The 17,456-nt window shown below is 52.1% G+C and carries 15 protein-coding genes; 5 read left to right on the forward strand and 10 right to left on the reverse strand.

Features of this window, described 5'->3' with window-relative positions:
* Positions 1 to 596: FadR/GntR family transcriptional regulator (locus tag AC5OW4_RS03835; RefSeq protein WP_493676685.1), on the reverse strand; the 596-nt coding region annotated here is incomplete at its 3' end.
* A gap of 363 nt (positions 597 to 959) precedes the next feature.
* Here AC5OW4_RS03835 and AC5OW4_RS03840 point away from each other — a divergent pair.
* From AC5OW4_RS03840 to AC5OW4_RS03855, 4 genes are all read left to right on the forward strand, one after another.
* Positions 960 to 1,763 carry a Cof-type HAD-IIB family hydrolase gene (locus AC5OW4_RS03840; protein ID WP_493676686.1) on the forward strand — a complete coding sequence of 268 codons (804 nt, stop codon included), beginning with the start codon at positions 960 to 962 and terminating at the stop codon, positions 1,761 to 1,763.
* Positions 1,764 to 1,772: 9 nt separating this feature from the next.
* Complete coding sequence (locus AC5OW4_RS03845; RefSeq protein ID WP_493676687.1) at positions 1,773 to 1,958, forward strand: hypothetical protein; 186 nt, start codon at positions 1,773 to 1,775, stop codon at positions 1,956 to 1,958.
* 537 nt (positions 1,959 to 2,495) lie between these two features.
* The gene (locus AC5OW4_RS03850) at positions 2,496 to 3,506 is read left to right on the forward strand and encodes an SPFH domain-containing protein (RefSeq protein WP_493676688.1); all 1,011 of its coding nucleotides are present in this window, start codon (positions 2,496 to 2,498) and stop codon (positions 3,504 to 3,506) included.
* The gene (locus AC5OW4_RS03855) at positions 3,506 to 3,706 is read left to right on the forward strand and encodes a type II toxin-antitoxin system antitoxin (RefSeq protein ID WP_072684612.1); all 201 of its coding nucleotides are present in this window, start codon (positions 3,506 to 3,508) and stop codon (positions 3,704 to 3,706) included. The genes AC5OW4_RS03850 and AC5OW4_RS03855 overlap by 1 nt, the downstream gene beginning before the upstream one ends.
* A 74-nt stretch (positions 3,707 to 3,780) precedes the next feature.
* Here the strand turns inward: AC5OW4_RS03855 and AC5OW4_RS03860 are convergent, their stop codons facing one another.
* Both AC5OW4_RS03860 and AC5OW4_RS03865 read right to left on the reverse strand, forming a co-directional pair.
* Positions 3,781 to 5,121 (reverse strand): ATP-binding protein, encoded by a 1,341-nt coding sequence (locus AC5OW4_RS03860; protein WP_270192074.1) that lies wholly within the window; start codon positions 5,119 to 5,121, stop codon positions 3,781 to 3,783.
* Between the two features lie 265 nt (positions 5,122 to 5,386).
* Complete coding sequence (locus AC5OW4_RS03865; protein ID WP_493676689.1) at positions 5,387 to 7,375, reverse strand: FAD-binding protein; 1,989 nt, start codon at positions 7,373 to 7,375, stop codon at positions 5,387 to 5,389.
* Between the two features lie 143 nt (positions 7,376 to 7,518).
* On the opposite strand from AC5OW4_RS03865, the gene AC5OW4_RS03870 reads away from it, so the two are divergent.
* A complete protein-coding gene (locus tag AC5OW4_RS03870) occupies positions 7,519 to 8,394 on the forward strand; it encodes a LysR family transcriptional regulator (protein ID WP_195548277.1) in 876 nt (291 codons plus the stop codon).
* A 99-nt stretch (positions 8,395 to 8,493) separates the two neighbouring features.
* Here the strand turns inward: AC5OW4_RS03870 and AC5OW4_RS03875 are convergent, their stop codons facing one another.
* From AC5OW4_RS03875 to AC5OW4_RS03905, 7 genes are all read right to left on the reverse strand, one after another.
* A complete protein-coding gene (locus tag AC5OW4_RS03875; protein ID WP_493676690.1) occupies positions 8,494 to 9,672 on the reverse strand; it encodes a metal-dependent hydrolase family protein in 1,179 nt (392 codons plus the stop codon).
* Positions 9,673 to 9,867: 195 nt separating this feature from the next.
* Positions 9,868 to 11,949, reverse strand: coding sequence for an FAD-dependent oxidoreductase (locus tag AC5OW4_RS03880; RefSeq protein ID WP_072684607.1), 2,082 nt, complete (start codon positions 11,947 to 11,949; stop codon positions 9,868 to 9,870).
* 239 nt (positions 11,950 to 12,188) lie between these two features.
* A complete protein-coding gene (locus AC5OW4_RS03885) occupies positions 12,189 to 12,980 on the reverse strand; it encodes a MerR family transcriptional regulator (protein WP_493676700.1) in 792 nt (263 codons plus the stop codon).
* 136 nt (positions 12,981 to 13,116) lie between these two features.
* A complete protein-coding gene (locus AC5OW4_RS03890; RefSeq protein WP_493676691.1) occupies positions 13,117 to 14,007 on the reverse strand; it encodes an RluA family pseudouridine synthase in 891 nt (296 codons plus the stop codon).
* Positions 14,004 to 15,320, reverse strand: a complete 1,317-nt coding sequence (locus AC5OW4_RS03895; protein WP_493676692.1) for a M20 metallopeptidase family protein — start codon at positions 15,318 to 15,320, stop codon at positions 14,004 to 14,006. Before AC5OW4_RS03895 ends, AC5OW4_RS03890 begins: the two co-directional genes overlap by 4 nt.
* Before the next feature lie 84 nt (positions 15,321 to 15,404).
* Entirely contained in the window at positions 15,405 to 16,586 is a 1,182-nt protein-coding gene (locus tag AC5OW4_RS03900) for an ATP-grasp domain-containing protein (RefSeq protein ID WP_229056892.1), read from the reverse strand.
* A complete protein-coding gene (locus AC5OW4_RS03905) occupies positions 16,583 to 17,359 on the reverse strand; it encodes an alpha/beta hydrolase (protein ID WP_195397377.1) in 777 nt (258 codons plus the stop codon). Before AC5OW4_RS03905 ends, AC5OW4_RS03900 begins: the two co-directional genes overlap by 4 nt.
* Positions 17,360 to 17,456: the final 97 nt, after the last annotated feature.

Consider the following 17,456-nt stretch of genomic DNA (forward strand, 5'->3'; position numbering starts at 1 on the left):
GCGATCGTCCGGGTCAGCTGTTCGTGCTGGTCGATCAGAATCGCCAGCGAGCTGTGCGTGGATATCTGCCGGCGGTTATGCGCGACAGAATATTCCATCAAACTGCCGACGCTGTCCAGCGCGATTTTCAGCAGGGTGTTGCCGCTGTTGTGCACCAGCGCCTTGTGGAATTGCAGATCCAGCTGCGCCGCCTGCGCTTCATCCTCGCACCTTCGCATCGCCGCCACCAGCTCCATCAGTCCTTCATCCGCCCCTTTTTCAGCCGCCAGCTGCGCCGCTTTGATCTCAACGGCTAAGCGAAACTGGGCGATGTCCTGTTCGCAGCCCATCTGTGCGAACAACAGCGGGGAAATCCGCTGGATGAACGGTTCGATTTGAAAGGCCTGGACGCGCGTCTTTTCCTTCGGGCGGATCCGCACGATGCCTAACAGCGCCAGCACCTGCATCGCTTCCCGCACGCAGCTGCGGCTGACGTGATAGAGCTGCGTCATCTCCCGCTCCGAGGGCAGAGCTTCGCCGATTTTCAGCCGTCCGCTGCCGATCTGACCGATCACATCGTCGACGATCATCTGCGAATTCTTTTCCTGATTTTCCATAGTTCACCCCTAACTGGTCAGACCAAGTTAATTCCATTATAGAAGAAGCGGAACAAAAATGAAAGCCCTTACAGTTAATTAATTCTTTCACGACTGATTTCCCTGCCGCATCCCCGATACGCTGTCAGTTTCCCGTAGCCTCTCAAACGCTATAAGAACATCCGTAATTGCAGTCCTGCCCCCTCATAAAAGAAAATCCAAGGATTTCTCCTGGCTGTCATCCGCCGGTCGGGATCACGCGTTGAAACATTGAAACATTATTTCATTCAATGTTTAACTTTTACGAATAAAATCTTCAAAAGCTCTTTTCACCCGATGAAAATCACGGTATGATAACTGACAGAGGAGAGTACAAAAACAATTATGGAAAATGTAAAAATGTTGATTCTGGACATCGACGGCACCCTGATCGCCCGCGGCTCGGAAACGATCCGGCCTGCGGTCGTTGAAGCGCTGCATCAGGCGCAGCGTCAGGGGATCAAGCTGTTGATCGCCACCGGCCGGGCTTATTACTTCATTCAGCAGGACGTCCACGACACGCTGAAACCGGATTATTACGTCACGATCAACGGCCAGTGTCTGATTGAAACCGGCAAGGGAACTATTGAAAAGCATGAAATTCAGGAGGACACAATGATCCGCCTGAACAAGCTGTGCGATGAGCTGGAATTGGGCGTCGGCTATAAGTTTGACGAATCGGTCGTCTGCCAGTCGCACTTCCATCAATTTCACTGGGGTTATCTGAAAGGAAAGGACGTCGGCAAGCTGTTGATCGATGATACCGCTGAACAGAATTATCAGAAGACGCACGGCCTGCCAATGGGTCTGTTCATCATCGGCGATGAAGCGAAGGTCGAATCGATTACCGATCAGTTCCCGGAGCTGACCTTCACCTGGAGTTATCCGCAGGGCTATGATATTTACAGCACCGGCAACGATAAGACGACCACAATCGAATCCGTTCTGAAGCGCCTGGGCATTTCCTGGGCGGAAACCATGGCCTTTGGCGATGGGGAAAACGATATCCCGATGTTGGTCAAGGCCGGCGTCGGCGTCGCGGTAGCCAACGCGAAGGATAACGTCAAAGCGGCGGCGGATTACATCGCGCCTTCCGTTGATGAAGACGGTGTGGCCAAAGCCTTGCGGCATTTCGGCGTCATCGCCTAGCGTGCGGCTATGCAGTGGGAATTTAAGATTCTGGTCTTTGATGATTTAGACAAAGCGGAAGAAGAATTGAACCAATGGGGACGAAAAGGCTGGCAGGTGGCTGCCGCCGGTTACAGCAGCGATCTGTTTCAGCGTGGCTATCTTGTCACGCGGCAGCGGCCGCTGGATCCGGATCGGTACCCGCTGCCGCGTTAATCTGAAAGACAAAGAATTCTGTATGCAAAGATTTTAAAAGCAGGGAAGCTCCCGGACGGATTGTCCTGCGGAGCTGCCGAACGCTCTAACGAAGAAAAGGATAAACGCATTGCGAAAGCAAGGTTTATCTTTTTTTTCATATTCGTCAGACTGCGTCTTCATCTTTTTCAAATAAACAGAAAAACTGGAAGAAGAACAATATACAGAATAAAAGAACAATATCGGCGAAGAAAGAACAATTCTTTATTCTTTGATAACGATCTTTTATTCTTTCAAGCTCCCATTTTATTCCGTGATTTTAGATTGAAGTCAGAAGATAAGCGGCAACAATCCACGATCGTCGATCAATTCTGCGCGTCAGGAAAACAAAGTCATAGAAGTCGGATCGACGGTGCTTAGTTATTCCGCGGCCTCTCCTTACCGCAACAGGATAATTGGATTTTGAATTTCGGAACATTTTTTCGCTGCTTGACGAAAACACTTGACAAGAAATTGAAATGATATCAAAACGATATCATCAAGAGGAGGTCGTGAAAGATGGAAGAAAAAATTTTAAACGCCAAAAAAGGGTTAATGCCGCTGATGCTTCTGGTCGCTGCGTTTGCCGTATCGGTCGTCGCCTTGATCGTTGGCATCAGCCTGGTTGAAAACAATACGCTGGGCGGCATACTGATCGCCATTTCCATGGTCTGGCTGACTTTAGGCTGGATTCCGTGCATGGGCGTTAAAGTGCTGAAGCCGCAGGAAGCGTTGGTGCTGACGCTGTTTGGCAAGTATGTCGGAACGTTGAAAGAAGAAGGAATTTACTATGTGAATCCGTTTGTATCCGCGGTGAACCCGGCCAGCCGGACAACACTGCGGCAGAGCGGCGACGTCAATTCCTCAGAACGGGCGATCACGACGAATAACGGCACGCAGAATCAGGTTGTGCCGACAAAGAAAATCTCGCTGAAAGTGATGACGTTAAATAACAACAAGCAGAAAATCAACGACTGCCTGGGCAATCCGGTGGAAATCGGAATCGCCGTCATCTGGCGCGTCAACGATACGGCCAAAGCGGTCTTCGCGGTAGATAACTATAAGGAATTCCTGTCGCTGCAGTGCGACGCCGCGCTGCGTGATATCGTGCGGCTGTATCCTTACGACGTCGCTCAGAATGTCGATACGACGGGCGATGGTGAACCGGATGAAGGCTCGCTGCGCGGTTCCAGTGAAATCGTAGCCAGCCGAATCCGCAAGGAAATTCAAAACCGGGTTCAGGACGCGGGCTTGGAAATTCTGGAAGCCCGGATCACCTATCTGGCCTACGCTCCGGAAATCGCCGCCGTTATGCTTCAGCGGCAGCAGGCTTCCGCGATTATCGACGCCCGCAAGATGATCGTCGACGGCGCCGTCGGCATGGTGGAAATGGCGCTGAACAAACTAAACGAAGGGGGCATGGTCGAGCTGGATGAAGAACGAAAAGCCGCCATGGTATCCAATCTGCTCGTCGTCCTGTGCGGCAATAAAGACGCTCAGCCGATCGTCAATTCAGGAAGCTTATATTAGTGGCAGATCAGGAAAAGAAGCAGGTTCCGCTGCGGATTTCCAGTAAGCTCTATGCACAGATCGCAGCCTGGGCCGAAGATGATTTTCGATCTTTAAACGGACAGATTGAATATCTGTTGACGGAATGCGTCAAACAGAGAAAGAAAAACGGCTCCCCCCGGCCGGAAAACCTGGATGAAGGGATCAAACTGGATCTCTGAGAAAAGACCGCAAAGCTGCGGTCTTTTCTTAATCCTTATATTATGCTAAAAGAAACAAGGTCTTTGCCCTAGCTTCAAAATTCAGCTTGTCTTAAAAATCGTTTCAACAAAAACGCACAGAAATAAGGAAAGCTGTAAATTTGATCGCTGACCCCGATGTTTCCAGCACTAAGCTTTAAACCATAGCGGATATCAGGATACCGGTCAGAGCTGATCAGCGTCCGTAATGATTTCGCTGTTCCGTGCTTTGCCTTGACTTCTAATGGAAGCAAACTATGCTGCGTGCGGACAAAGAAATCCTGTTCTAATGTAGAGTCTTCCCGACGATAATAATAAAGGGGAATCGAACATTTGGTCAGTGCTTCCGCAACAATATTCTCATAAAGTGCGCCTTTATATACACCTAAATTCTTATTCACCCGCAAATCTTCCTGGGATTCATCGTCCAGCATGCCGATTAACAGTCCAGTATCCGCAAAATAAAGCTTAAATTTACTATCGTCGCTATTCCCCTTTAATGGAAGTTCAGGAAATTGCAGACAGGTACAACAATTAACGATTCCTGAATCACAAAGCCATTCAATGCATCCACGGTAGTCTTTAAACCGGGCGCCTCGTTCAACTTTAGATAATTGAAATTTTTTATTTTCTTTTGCCAATTGGGAAGGAATATGGTTGAAAACATTTAATATTCGCGTCTGGTCCAGACCGACGGCATATTTCCGAATGTCTTCCTTATAGTCTTCAATGAGCTGCCGCTGAAGATCCAGTGTTCCTTCAAACGTTCCTCTTTCAACATAAGTCCGCACTACCGCAGGCATTCCGCCTAAAATGCAAAAGTCAAGGAACAAGCTGCTATACGTTTCCATTTCAATTAAATTAAATGGTTTTTGATTGATAAGGTGGTTCAGCAATTCCTCTGCGATGGATTCAGAATATCCTTTAGCCCATAAAAATTCTTCAAAATCCAATGAAAATAAGGTGTAATCCGTTTTATATCCTACACTGTTGCTTTCAATTTGCTTATAGTTAATTCCCAATAAAGAACCGCTGCAGATAACGTCGAAACGCCCGTCAATCTTAAAAAATTTTAATGCAGTAGCAATATCAGGATGCGCTTGCAGCTCATCAAAAAAAATCAAAGTTTTCCCAGGAATAAAACGTTTTGACGGATCCATTCTCGAAATATTCTTAATAATCTCTGATGGTTTATATCCATCCTCTGTGATTAAGCGATATTTAGGTTCCTCAACAAAATTAATGACTACAACACTTTCATACGCTGCCTTGGCAAACCGCAGAATGGACTCCGTCTTTCCCACTTGCCGCGGTCCTTTTACAATCAGTGGTTTATGATCAGCCTCTTCTTTCCATGCTATCAGATAGTCGTCGATTTTCCTCTTTAAATAAAGCATAGCGCACCTCCCTTATTAAGATTATACATAATTTCGAGGGATTTATCCATGGCTTGAAACACAAAATATAGCGATTTTCTCATTCATAATCACATAAAAATTAGCGAATTTTATATATAAATTAACACAAAAATGAGGGAATTGATGTTTTTTTCTTTTTCTTTCCCAGACAAGTGGTTGTTCCCCACTTTTTTTCTCAGCAAAAAAGAATCAGGTTCAGCTTGCAAAGCAGAAATCCTGATTCTTTTCCTTTTTCCGATTCAGCTTACAATTCTTCGCCGAGGATCGTCTTCACGGCAACCCGGCCCTGCGTCATCGTGCGGCCGACCGCAACGCCGACGAAGTATTCCGGATAATTGCCCGCAAAGAAGCTGCCTGAACAATCGCCGATTGAATACAAGCCTTCAATGATTTGATGGTTCGTATCATAAACCTGACACTTGCGGTTGATTCGCAGGCCATCGCAAGTGGTCAGCAGACTGCCGCCCAGGAAGCAGCCGTAATACGGCGCGGCCGCGATCGGCCGCATCCGGTACGCCTCTTTGCCAAAATCCTCATCGACGCCCTTCGCGCACAATTCATTGTACCGCTCGACTGTCGCTTTCAGATTATCCGCCGGAATTCCCAGCTTCTCCGCCAGTTCCTCAATCGTATCCGCTTTGAAGATCAAGCCTTGTTCGACATAGCTTTCGATCATCGGTACAATTCCGTCGTTCTTTGCGATATTGACGGAGATCTGAGCGCAGCCGTATTGATCATAGGCCAGGATTGCGTCGGTGATATTGGCGTCCATAATCGCCGCATATACACCGTCGGTTTGTAAAGACGCCGCGTAATTCAGAAAATCATACGGGCAGGATTCATTTGCGAATCGGAAGCCTTCTTTATTGACCTTTAAATGCGGCTGCGTGCCTGGATTAAACTGATAGACCGTGCCTGGGAAAGCGAGGTTGCCCTGCTCATCATCGACATAACCGGCCTTGACGCCCGGCGCGACCAAACCACGGTCAAAGATCATCGGCGCATCGGTCGTGTCCATCTTCGCGCCAGCCCAGATCCCGGCGCGGATGCCCATGCCGGTATCCGGACCATAGTAGCTGTTGGCGGTGACGCATTCGTTGACGATCGGCGCCAGCGCTTTCACCATTTTGGGATTGCCCGGATATCCGCCGGTCGCCAGAATGACGTTTTCAGCATTGATTTTTACATAGGCCCCCTTCGCGTCGGTGAAGATCGCACCGGTAACTTTGCCGCTTTCATTCTGATTCAGCCGTACCAGTGTCATCGAATAATTTACCTGATAGCCTAAATCCTGAATATGCTTCTCCAGGAAGCGATTGCGCTCACAGCCCATCGCTCCTGCGAATTCGCTGCCCTCCGGCGCGCTGACGGTATGCCAGATCGACGGTACATAGTATTCCATATGGTTGCCGCCGACATGATTCTCATGCGCGATGTTGACCGACGCACTTAACCCCAGGCTTTCCAGATAACGGATCATCTCTGCGCTGTTGTTCATCCACATTTTGATGACATCCATATCGCACTTATAGGAAGCGTAGCGGGCGATTTCATTCAACAGCCGATCTTTCTGCACCGTGACCCCGGCCTTTTTCATCGCTTCGGTGTCCAGCGCGCCGATCCAGTGCCGCGTATCGCCGAGCGTTTCATTCTGTTCGCACAGGATGAAATCCATCTTGGCGTCCGCCGCGGTCGCCGCGGCCATCATCCCGCCGTTGCCCGCGCCGATGATCAACAGACTGGTATCCAATGTGGAAGTAATCTGCGAATCCGCGATCTCCGGAGCTTCGCCCAGCCAGTCTTCGGAATCGGCATCTGTGTTTTCATTCAAAGCAGCTGCCAGCCCCTGAGCCTGGGCGATACAGTTGCCAACCGCTTTCTTAATCGCCGGAATAGTGATATCCGCCGTCGCGGCTGTTTCCACATCCACGGATTGTTTCTCGACGATCAGTTTTGCCAGCTCGTCCGCGGCCGCTTTTCCGATTGATTCCGTTTCTCCGTCAGCGGCGATAGTACAATCGGTAATCTTATCCGCTGTGAATGTCATCTCAACCTGAATATAGCTGGAATACCCTTTGACGACTGCGGAATACGTCCCCGGCGTATAGATTCCCTTGCTTGCGCCCGAGGCGTCGTTAACGGCACATCCGCTCAGGCTGACAGCCGCCAGTCCCAGCGCGCCGGCCGCGGCGCCTTTCAGGAAATCCCGGCGGGTTATGTTCTTAGAGCTCATGTTTTTTTCCTCCCTTTTCTCTCGTTGTGTTCATTATTTCACATAACAGGTTGCAAAAGAAGTCTGAATTCCTTATGATGGTTTGTAGGAAAACCTTATAACAAGATCAAAAGATTTCGATACTGAAACGGGAGGAATCAAGGATGCTTAATCATCAGCTGGCAACGTTTATTCAGGTTGCCGAAAACGGCAGTTTTTCCAAAGCAGCCGAGAAGCTCTACATCACGCCCAGCGCCGTGATTCAGCAGATCAACAATCTGGAACAGGAGCTTCAGGTGACTTTGTTCAAGCGGACACGCCACGGAACTCAGCTCACCCCGGCCGGCGACTATCTTTTTCAACAAGCCGGGCCGCTGATTCAGACCTGCCGGGAAATTGAGGAAAATCTGATCCTGATTCATCGCCAGGATCAGCAGAAAATTACGATCGGCACAAGTCTGTTGATGAAATGCCGTGTTTTTTATCCGCTGTGGACGCGGTTTCAAAAGGAAGTATCCGATCAGATCCCCGTTGAACTTCTTGACCTTGCGTTGAATACGGAAGCATACAAAGCCGATCTTATAGAAGGAATTGATGACGGCGAGCCCTGGCAGCACAGCCGCAGCTTCCTGAGTTTGTTCCGGGTCCCGATCGCCGTTGCGGTCGCGCGGGATCATCCGTTAGCGTCCAAAACGTGTTTAACACTTGCGGACATGCGGCCTTATACACTGGTCACGATCCGTTCCAACATGTCTGATGAACTGGATCGTCTGCAGCAGGAAGCCAAAGCGCTCGGCGTTCACGTCGTCGAGGTGCCGCGCTATGATCTCTCTGTTTTCAGCCGCTGCATTGTCCGGCAGGATTGCTTGCAGACGCCGTTGTGCTGGAAGGATATCCATCCTGATCTGGTGACGATTCCCTGCGACTGGGATTATTCATTAGCTTATGGTTTCCATTATGCCAAGAATCCCAGTCCGGCCGTCCAGGAATTTTTACGCTTTGTCCGGCAGGTTGCCGAAACAGAAGTGCTTCACCTTTAAACGTTTTTATAAAACTTCCTATCCAAAAGAAAACCGCGTTGATCAGACTTTTCAATCCGATCAGCGCGGCTGTTTTTATTATCCAAGACAGCACCGTTTTCAGCCTTTCAGCTTTTCACCCGTTTTATAAACAGTGCGGACCTTGCGGACACAGGAAATATCCTGCAGCGGATCGCCTTCTATCGCGATGATATCCGCGACTTTTCCTGCTTCAATCGTGCCGTAGTCCTTCAGCACGCCGATGCAGTCGGCCCCGTTGCGCGTAGAAGCCACGATCGCATCCATCGGCTTCATCCCGTTGGCCACCATCAGTTCCAGCTCAAACGCCGAATTGTTATGGAAGTTATAAGGCGTGCCGGCATCCGTGCCCATCGCGATCTTCACACCACGCTGATAGGCTTTCTTAAAGCTTTCAATATGCGCGTCGACAACCAGATTCGCTTTGCGCAAAACATAATCCTTCATGCCTTTTTCCACACCGGCGTCCAGAATGCAGCGCGGCGCGGCTAACGTTGGAACCAGGTATGTTCCATGTTCGACCATCCAGTCGATGCATTCATCATCCAGGAAAATGCCATGCTCGATGGAGTCGATGCCGGCGTGCAGGGCGTTCTTGATTCCCTGGGTGCCCTGGGCATGCGTCGCGGTTTTGCGGTCGGCCTTGTGCGCCTCGTCAATCGCCGCCTTCATTTCTTCCATCGTCAGCTGCGCACTGCCCGGTTCCACACCCGGGGTCATTACGCCGCCGGTCGCCATGATCTTGATCAGATCCACGCCGTGCTTCAACAGCTCGCGGGCATGCTTGCGGCATTCGTCTGCGCCGTCGGATTCCAGTCCGCTTTTCCAGCCATGGCCGCCGGTCATCGTAATCACCCGGCCGGCACAGAACATGTGCGGTCCAACGACTTTTCCTTCCTCAATGCATTTTTTCATTTCCAGATCATAATATTGCTCCGAGCCCAGCGAACGAACGAACGTCACGCCGCTGTCGATATAATCGTGCGCGTTCTTCATCCCCCACCAAGCTTTTTCCATCGTGGTCAGCGCGTTTTCTTCCTCATCGCTGATGCCCACTGGAGACAAAGAGTGAACATGACAGTTGATCATGCCCGGCATGACGGTCATTTCGCTTAAATCCACCCATTCTTCCTCGTTCTTCCCGTGGAAATCTTCGATCGCGGCAACCCGTCCGTTTTCAACGCAGATGGCCTGGTTCTTTTTTGGTTCAGCGCCAGTGCCGTCGATCAGCGTTCCGGCATGAATCCAGAATTTTTTCATTGATTACTCCCCCTCATTTGTTTTCTTATCTTTCATTATAGCGCATTTTTATTTTCAGACAACTTGAAAATAGTTTCATCAGATCAAACTTCTTTAAGCAATCCCATTTCCTGCTTCCTCGCTAAAGGCTTCAGTCTGAACCTTGAATAAAAAGCTCCCCGGAAGAATTCCAGAGAGCTTCATGGGAGAAAAAAGTTACTGAGCCTTGCCCGCGTTCTGACCGGCAATCATACCGAAGGTGAAGATATCGGCGATCGCGTTGCCGCCCAGACGGTTGCCCGCATGGATACCGCCAGTGACTTCGCCGGCTGCCCATAAGCCTTCGATCGGCTGGCCTTCCGCGTTCAAGACTTCCGCCGAGGTGTTGATGACCACGCCGCCCATCGTGTGGTGCAGCGAAGCCTTCCGCGGCGAGATGACGATACCAACGTTCGGATCGTTCTCGATCGCTTCCAGATCGATCGCGCCGGCCAGGACTTCCTTGCCGAAATCCGGATCGCTCTGATTTTCAACATAGCTGTTGTATTTTTCAATGACCGTGCGCAGCTGTTCTTCCGTAAATGCCGGAGTCGCGCCGCCCGCTGCGGTCTTGGACGCTTCCGCCAGTTCCGCTAAGGTCGAACCATACCAGACATGACCGTTGTCGACCATCGACTGAACAGTCGTGCCGAACAGCCCTTCTTCCAGTGAAGCACCCTTGCACAGACCGTCGGCTTCCTTCAGGCCGCTGCCGGCATAAATGATGTAGAAGATGCCGTTATCCAGCGTCAGCGAAGCCTTCGCCAGAACGTCACGTTCCGCGTATTCGTCGACAAAGCGTTCACCCTGACCGTTGATCCAGATCTGTTCTGAAGCGTCAGCCCAGATGCCGTCGGTCATTGTGCCCTTGATCGGGGAAGAGGAAGGCATCAGCTGGGAAACACCCAGACCCGTCGTATCCGCGCCGATTTCCATCGCCATGACGATGCCGTCGCCGGTGTTGGTGCCGACATTGGTCGTCAAAGTGCGGTCGGTCAGATCATCGCCCCAGTATTCGTCATACTGCTTGACCATCGCCGGATTTGCGCAGTAGCCGCCGCTGGCCAGCACAACGCCGTGTCCAGCTTCTAATGTGACTTCCGTACCGTCGGCTTTTTCAGCCTTAACACCGGTAACGCGGCCGTTGTCATCGACGATCAACGACTTCGCCGCAGTTTCCGTATAAATCGTTACGCCTTCTTTTTCCGCCGCGCTCTGCAGTACCTGAATTAACGGCAGACCTGCGGTGTAAGCATGCGTTCTTGGCCACATGGCGCCTAAAACGGTATACAGCGAATCCCCGGCGCCCGCATGAGAAGCTGTGCCAACGCCGATTGAACCCGCCCAGTCATAAGAATTCAGCGCGCTTTCAGCCAAGGTGCGGGCCAGATCAATGTTCGAAGCGATCCAGCGGCCGTCATTCATCTGGCGCAGTCCGCCCGTATAAATATGCCACATGTGCAAAGAAATCGAATCGAAGCCCGGCATGTCCTTGCCTGCCGTCTTGCCGGCATTCGCCTTATAGAAAGCCTGAATATCGCTCTGCAGCGTGGTCAGGACTTCCGCCCATTCCGGGAATTGATCCAGATGCAGATCTGCGTCGGTTGTCGACAGCGCCAGATAGGAATCCAGCGTATTTTTCTGTGCTTCCGATAAAACGCGTTCCGCCTGCGCTTCCGGGTCAACCGCGTTGAACGCGCCGCCGGCCATCATTGTATCGCCGCCCAGGAAAGAACTTTTTTCAATCAAGATGACCTTTGAGCCTTCCTGCGCTGCCGCGATCGAAGCACTCAGTCCCGCTCCGCCGCCGCCGACAACGACGACGTCCGCAGATAATGTTTCCGCCTCGCCCGCTGCCGCGTGATAAGCGTTTGCCTTCAACGCGCTGAGATCCATGCCGGCGTTGGTCGCCGCCTCTTCAGCCGCCCGCATCAATGCATTGCTGCAAAGCGTCGCACCGGTAACGGTGTCTAAATCAAAGGTCTGATGTTCGACGATCTGTGATGGAATGCGTTCCAGCGCCACATCGGACAGACCTGCGGTTTCATGACATTCAGTCACTTCGGCCTTGGTGATCTTTCCTTCTTCCACTGTCAGCTGGACGCTGACCGGTCCCTGCATGCCCGTTGATGTGCCTGTGAACACTCCGGACATCGTGTCCCCGGTTTTCGCCGGTTCCTGTTTTGGTGTCTGTGAACAGCCGGTCAGACTCATCGTCATCGCCAGAGCCAGAATCACAGAAAGACAAAATTTCTTCATGACTTTCCCTCCTGTTATGAATCGTAAACATTGTAAACCTGTTAGCCGCTTACAGGTCAACAAGTTTGTGAACGAACAAACAGAACAAATGAAAACGGATCCCTCGTAAGATCCGTTTACCGGCAAAATAATCTGGTTTTCAGGTTTATCCCGGCGACTTTTCGGCATATATACAGTCTTCTTCGTCAAGGTTCTCGAAGACGTTTGACGTTGGGAAAGATGACCTCATCTTTCTCCGCTTATATTTCACCCGCCAAACCGATTCCATGAACAAAAACGCCGTTTCTCATGTAACTTAAATAAATCCGGCCGATTATATCCGTACAGATCGGTTTCCCGCGCCGCCGACATTCGTCCAGCAGCGGTTTTAAATCCTGGCAGGTGAGCTGAAACGGATCGGAAACCTCCAACATGTACTGCAGAATCTCGCCGCCTTCTTTTCGTTCCACTTCGGCAGGCAGTTTCAGATTCAGCTTCTTTTTATTGCGTTCCAGAATACCCAGGCCGATACTGACGTCCAGCGGCCGACGCTCCTCGATCACGCTATGCACGCCGATTTTGATCGCAATGTAGGAGAAGGGCATATTCTCAGACAGAATCTCAACCGCCTTCTGCACATCCGGAGTCCTGACGGCCCCAGTTCCAAAATTCCAGACATTATAGCTGTTGTCACGAAACAGTGGAGCCACGCGTTCCCGTCCCTCTTTGATCATCTGAAAATAGGCCTGCATTTCCTTTAACCGCAGCAGTTTAATTTCCTGCCAGCGGATTTGTTCTTCCAGCGACTCAGCATGTGCGCCGACCCATTGATCAATCGCTTCCAACTCCTCATTTTTCGCGTTCAGCGATTCCTGAATGCTCATGTCAAAGCTGCGCAGCATCTGCGCATGATAAATATTCAGGGCGTCCTGCGGTGTAAAATTCCGGTAATTGTTATCCTGCCGTTCTCCCTGAATCAAGCCCATCCGGTCATAATAACGAACCTTACTGCTGACAATCCCCAGCTGATGGGCAAACTCATTGACCTTCATGTATGCCACCTGCAATCTTTCCTCTTTTTAATTTTGTTGATTTCATTATAAAGCATAAACGTAATAAAAATGCTGAAAATCGCATTGATTCCAGCATTTCTGAATTTTTTAAGATTGTAAAATAAGCAGGACAGAATTACCAAAATTCATTTTCAGGCTCATCTGTGATTTCCACCCGCCGGCCGCTGACAAGATCGCTCCAGCCACATTTCCACGCGTGCAGCTTCATCCGGCCCTGAACCGGCCGTGGATTATACAGCGGGTCATTGACGATCGGCCGCTGGATTGACGCCAGATGGACGCGGATTTGATGTGTGCGTCCAGTTTCCAGCTGACAGCGGACCAGCGTCTGTTTCTCCTTCTGCCGGCAGCGCAGCACTTCAACATGGGTCACCGCCGGCTTACCGGTCGGGGAAATTCGATAGGCTTTCGCGTTATGCCGGTCGCGGCCGATCGGTTTATCAAGCGTCAGTCTGTCCTTCGGCTTCATGACGCCGCTGACCACCGCCAGGTACGTTCGGCTGATCTGCTTCTGTGCCAAAGCCTGATCCAGCTTCGGCTGAAAAAACGGACACTTGCTGAAAAGCACGATCCCGCTGGTGCCTTCGTCCAGCCGGTGAATCGGTCGGACCGTGCAATGCTGGCCGGTTCGCAGATAATACGCCGCCACCGCGTTGGCCAGTGTACCGGTCTTCCCTTTCTCATCGGGATGGACGATCATGCCGGCCGGCTTGGACACCGCCAAGATCAGCTCGTCTTCATACAAAATCCTGATCGGGATTGTCCACGGAACAAAATCCGGCTCCTCCTGCTGAAACACCTTCAGCGCCAGCTCGTCGCCGACCTTTACCTTCGCACGCTGTCGAACCGGCTGACCATTCAGCGTAATTTTTCGTTCAATTTCCAGCTTGTAGCGCGCAGCCTTGGAACATCCCCACGGCGCAAGCAATTCCGCGATCGTCTGGCCTTCGGCTTGTGCCGGGATGGAAAACCGCAGCCAGGGGACATCAATCCGCAAGGGCATCATTCCCGGCCTTCCGGAAACAGATAGCCCGCCTGCTCAAACAGCGTATCCAGATCGAGCGGGTTCGGCTTCCATGCCTGCGGCCGCGCTTGCTTTAAGAACGCCTCGGCGCAGGCCGCATGCGCGGCTGCCCCTTTCCACAGCACGCTTTCGTCCAGATCATGCCGGCTGGTATGCACGTCGGCGATGATGCCTTTTTCCTCATTGCGCATGCCTAAGAAGGCGTAAACTCCCGGCATCCGCTGCAAATACAGCGGGAAGCTGTCCGTCCCCATCCACGGCTCAGCCTGAATTACCGCTTCTTTCCCCAACATTTCACGACAGACCTCGGCCGCGGTTTTCGCATAGTCCGCGTCATTGTTCAGCGGGAAACCGGGCGCGTTCAGCTTATCGAAACTTGCCGTGCAGTCGTAGGCTTCGGCGATGTGTTCGACAACATGGCGCAGCTTGGCCTGAAACGCCAGTCCCACTTCCCGGTTATAAAACCGCACCGTGCCCTTAAATACGCAGGTATCCGGCAGAATGTTGGATTTCGTTCCGGATTGAACCAGACCCGTGGAAATCGTCAGCGGCTCAAACGGACTGACCGTGCGCATCCGCAGCGCGTTCAGCGCCTGACCGATCGCCGCATAACAATCAATCGGATTGACGCACAAATCCGGGCGGGAGCCATGCCCGCCGCGTCCCTGCAGCCGCACATGGAAGGAAAACATCCCCGCCATCAGCGGCCCGGCCTGAATTTGCAGCGTCCCGGCCGGAGTATGCGGGGAAACATGCAGACCAAACACGCTGTCCGGTTCGATGCCCGCTTTTTCCAACGCCTTCATGAGATGATAAATATTCATCGTCGCTTCTTCGCCGCGTTCAAAACACAACAGTACCGTGCCTTCCAGAGCCTCCCGGTGGGTCTGAAGCAGCTTGGCCGCCGTCAATAACATCGCGGTATGACCGTCGTGGCCGCAGGCATGCTGGACGCCGGGAATCTCGCTGACGCACGCTTTCTGCGATCCGCCGCCGTTGGTCTTTTCTTCCTGAATCGGCAGCGCGTCGATATCCGCCCTTAACATGACGGTCCGGCCCGGCTTGCCACCCTCGATCCAACCCAGCACCCCACCGTGCTCGACAATCTGCGTGCGGATGCCCTGCGCTTGTAAGAACTGATCAATCAGTGCGACCGTCTGTTCCTCGTGCGAGCTTAATTCCGGATGGCGGTGCAGCTGACGGCGCAGATCGATGCAAAGCTCGCTTAAGCGCTGCGCTTCTTCATTCCATTGAATCGTCATGATCTTCTCCTCGCTTTTTACTATTGCTTTCACTCAGCGACTTCCTGACAGGCCGAAGCTTTATGCAATGATCAGGAAGTCTTTGCTTTTTCTTTGATCGCAAGCGTTCGCTTTAACTTAGCGGACGCAGTCGGCATAGAAATCAAACACTTGCTGCTCAGTCGGGAACCGGGCGATCAGAACTTCGTCGCCCATCGCTTCCGCCAGCGCCGGATCCATCGCGATCCGCTGGATGATTGCGCCTTGATACCGTTCGATGATCCATTCCATTGAATGCTGATACGATTGTTCCTTGCGCCGTCCGACAAACACGCTGGAATACGGGCGTTCCGGGTTGTAGCAAGGCTCGTGATCGATCAGGGTATCGGCCCAGATCTGATAGATGTCGATATCGTTGGCATAGTCGATCATGTCCGGCAGAAATCCTCCCGGCGGACGCATGTTAACCTCTAAGCCGATGATGTCGCCCTGCCGTCCCAGCCCTTCCTGATCGCAGTCCAGACGGAAGAATTCCAGATGGAAAAACCGGTCGCGCACGCCGAAAGCCTGCAATGTCCGCTCGCCTGCGCTGCGCAGATCGTCCGGCACCGTTTTCAGCGAATAACAGCCGATCGGCTGCTTCTCGTTGACCGAATCCATGACTGAACCGAGGTAGACATGACTGGTCGCAAAGACGACCTTGCCCTGGTTGTTGATAATCCCATCGAACGTGCAGACCGTGCCGTGGACAAATTCCTCGACGATCATTCCGGAGTGCATCGTTTTTAACATCTGCTCGAGCTCCTCCGCGTTGTGGATCCGCATCGTGTCGCTCGCCCCCACGCCGCGGTCCGGCTTGGCGACTAAGGAATAGTTCACCTTTTTGGCAAACTCGCGGATCTCGGCTTTATCTTCGCTGATCAGCCAGCGCGCGGCCGGCACGCCCGCTTCGGCGTATTTTGCCTTCATCAGCGATTTGTGCTGACAGACGTGAAGCTGCTTGGGAAACATGCCGGTCGTGACGTGAAACAGCTCGCGCAGCTCGGCGTCCAGATTCAGCCAGTATTCGTTATTCGATTCGATCCAGTCGATCTTGCCGTACTTCCATGTGAAATAACCGCAGGCCCGGATCATCGCATCCCGATCGGTCATCGAGTAGACGCAGACCACATCGTCCAGCACTGCCCGCAGTGTTTCCGGCAAGGATTCCACCGGCGTGTCGACAATCCCCAGCACGCGCACGCCGCGATTTTTCAAAGCCCGCGCAAACAGCCAGTAATTGGATGGGAAATGCGGTGAGATCAATACGAAATTTATCATTCTGTTTCCTCCCAACACCGCTGCAGGATGCCTAATTCTTCCATCCAGACCGGTGTTTCTTCTTCCCAGCACGCCTCGCAATGCGTCCCTTCCGGGTAGCAATGCAGATAAACCGACGCTTTGTCCTCCAGAATCCGCTGGATCGTCAGGTTGTCGGCCGTGACCTGCGCCAGTTCTTCCTGGGTGCCGGTTTCCATACCGCCCCAGCTGATATAAAACTGCGTGTCTTCCTCGATCCAGGCTTCGTCAAGATCCTCGCACAATGGCTCCATGACCAGTCCCAGATACGGCGACAGACAGGCAGCCCGGCTGTAAACCGAGCTGTAACGGCCGCCGGCGTACAAGGCCATCAGACCGCCCATCGAGCTGCCGCCGATAAACGTATGTTCCCGATCCGTCAGCACCGGCAGGTTCTCGTCCACCCATTCTTTTAACTCGCCGCTCATCCAGTCCAGCAGCAGCTCGCCCTGTCCCTGTACCTCGCCCCAGACGGGATCGGCGAAATCGTAAGGGGAAAACTCCCACAGACGGCGGTTGCCCTCATGGTTGCATTCGAGGCCGACGACGATCAACGGCAGTCCGGTTTGATCAAGGTAGTCCTTCAATCCCCAGCTTTTGCCATAGGTCGCATCCTCGTCGACAAACAGATTGTGGCCGTCAAACATATACAGCACCGGCACCTTTTGGCCCGGCGTCAGTCCGTCGGGAATATACAGATGGAGCGTCCGCGCTTCGTCCAGCGGCGTAATCCATGTTTCCTGTTGAATAAGCATCTCTGTGATCCTCTTTTCTAGCCGGGAAGTCCCGGCCTGACGTTTTCATTGTAGTGAATTTTTAATCGGAGCGCAAGCCTGAAAACCGCGGGAAAGA

Source organism: Holdemania sp., assembly GCF_986127675.1.

What these genes read in the sequence shown, in the direction of transcription:
- AC5OW4_RS03840 (WP_493676686.1), top strand. Translation starts at nt 960, where the DNA reads ATGGAAAATGTAAAAATGTTGATTCTGGACATCGACGGCACCCTGATC.
- AC5OW4_RS03845 (WP_493676687.1), top strand. Translation starts at nt 1,773, where the DNA reads ATGCAGTGGGAATTTAAGATTCTGGTCTTTGATGATTTAGACAAAGCG.
- AC5OW4_RS03850 (WP_493676688.1), top strand. Translation starts at nt 2,496, where the DNA reads ATGGAAGAAAAAATTTTAAACGCCAAAAAAGGGTTAATGCCGCTGATG.
- AC5OW4_RS03860 (WP_270192074.1), bottom strand. Translation starts at nt 5,121, where the DNA reads ATGCTTTATTTAAAGAGGAAAATCGACGACTATCTGATAGCATGGAAA.
- AC5OW4_RS03865 (WP_493676689.1), bottom strand. Translation starts at nt 7,375, where the DNA reads ATGAGCTCTAAGAACATAACCCGCCGGGATTTCCTGAAAGGCGCCGCG.
- AC5OW4_RS03870 (WP_195548277.1), top strand. Translation starts at nt 7,519, where the DNA reads ATGCTTAATCATCAGCTGGCAACGTTTATTCAGGTTGCCGAAAACGGC.
- AC5OW4_RS03875 (WP_493676690.1), bottom strand. Translation starts at nt 9,672, where the DNA reads ATGAAAAAATTCTGGATTCATGCCGGAACGCTGATCGACGGCACTGGC.
- AC5OW4_RS03880 (WP_072684607.1), bottom strand. Translation starts at nt 11,949, where the DNA reads ATGAAGAAATTTTGTCTTTCTGTGATTCTGGCTCTGGCGATGACGATG.
- AC5OW4_RS03885 (WP_493676700.1), bottom strand. Translation starts at nt 12,980, where the DNA reads ATGAAGGTCAATGAGTTTGCCCATCAGCTGGGGATTGTCAGCAGTAAG.
- AC5OW4_RS03890 (WP_493676691.1), bottom strand. Translation starts at nt 14,007, where the DNA reads ATGATGCCCTTGCGGATTGATGTCCCCTGGCTGCGGTTTTCCATCCCG.
- AC5OW4_RS03900 (WP_229056892.1), bottom strand. Translation starts at nt 16,586, where the DNA reads ATGATAAATTTCGTATTGATCTCACCGCATTTCCCATCCAATTACTGG.
- AC5OW4_RS03905 (WP_195397377.1), bottom strand. Translation starts at nt 17,359, where the DNA reads ATGCTTATTCAACAGGAAACATGGATTACGCCGCTGGACGAAGCGCGG.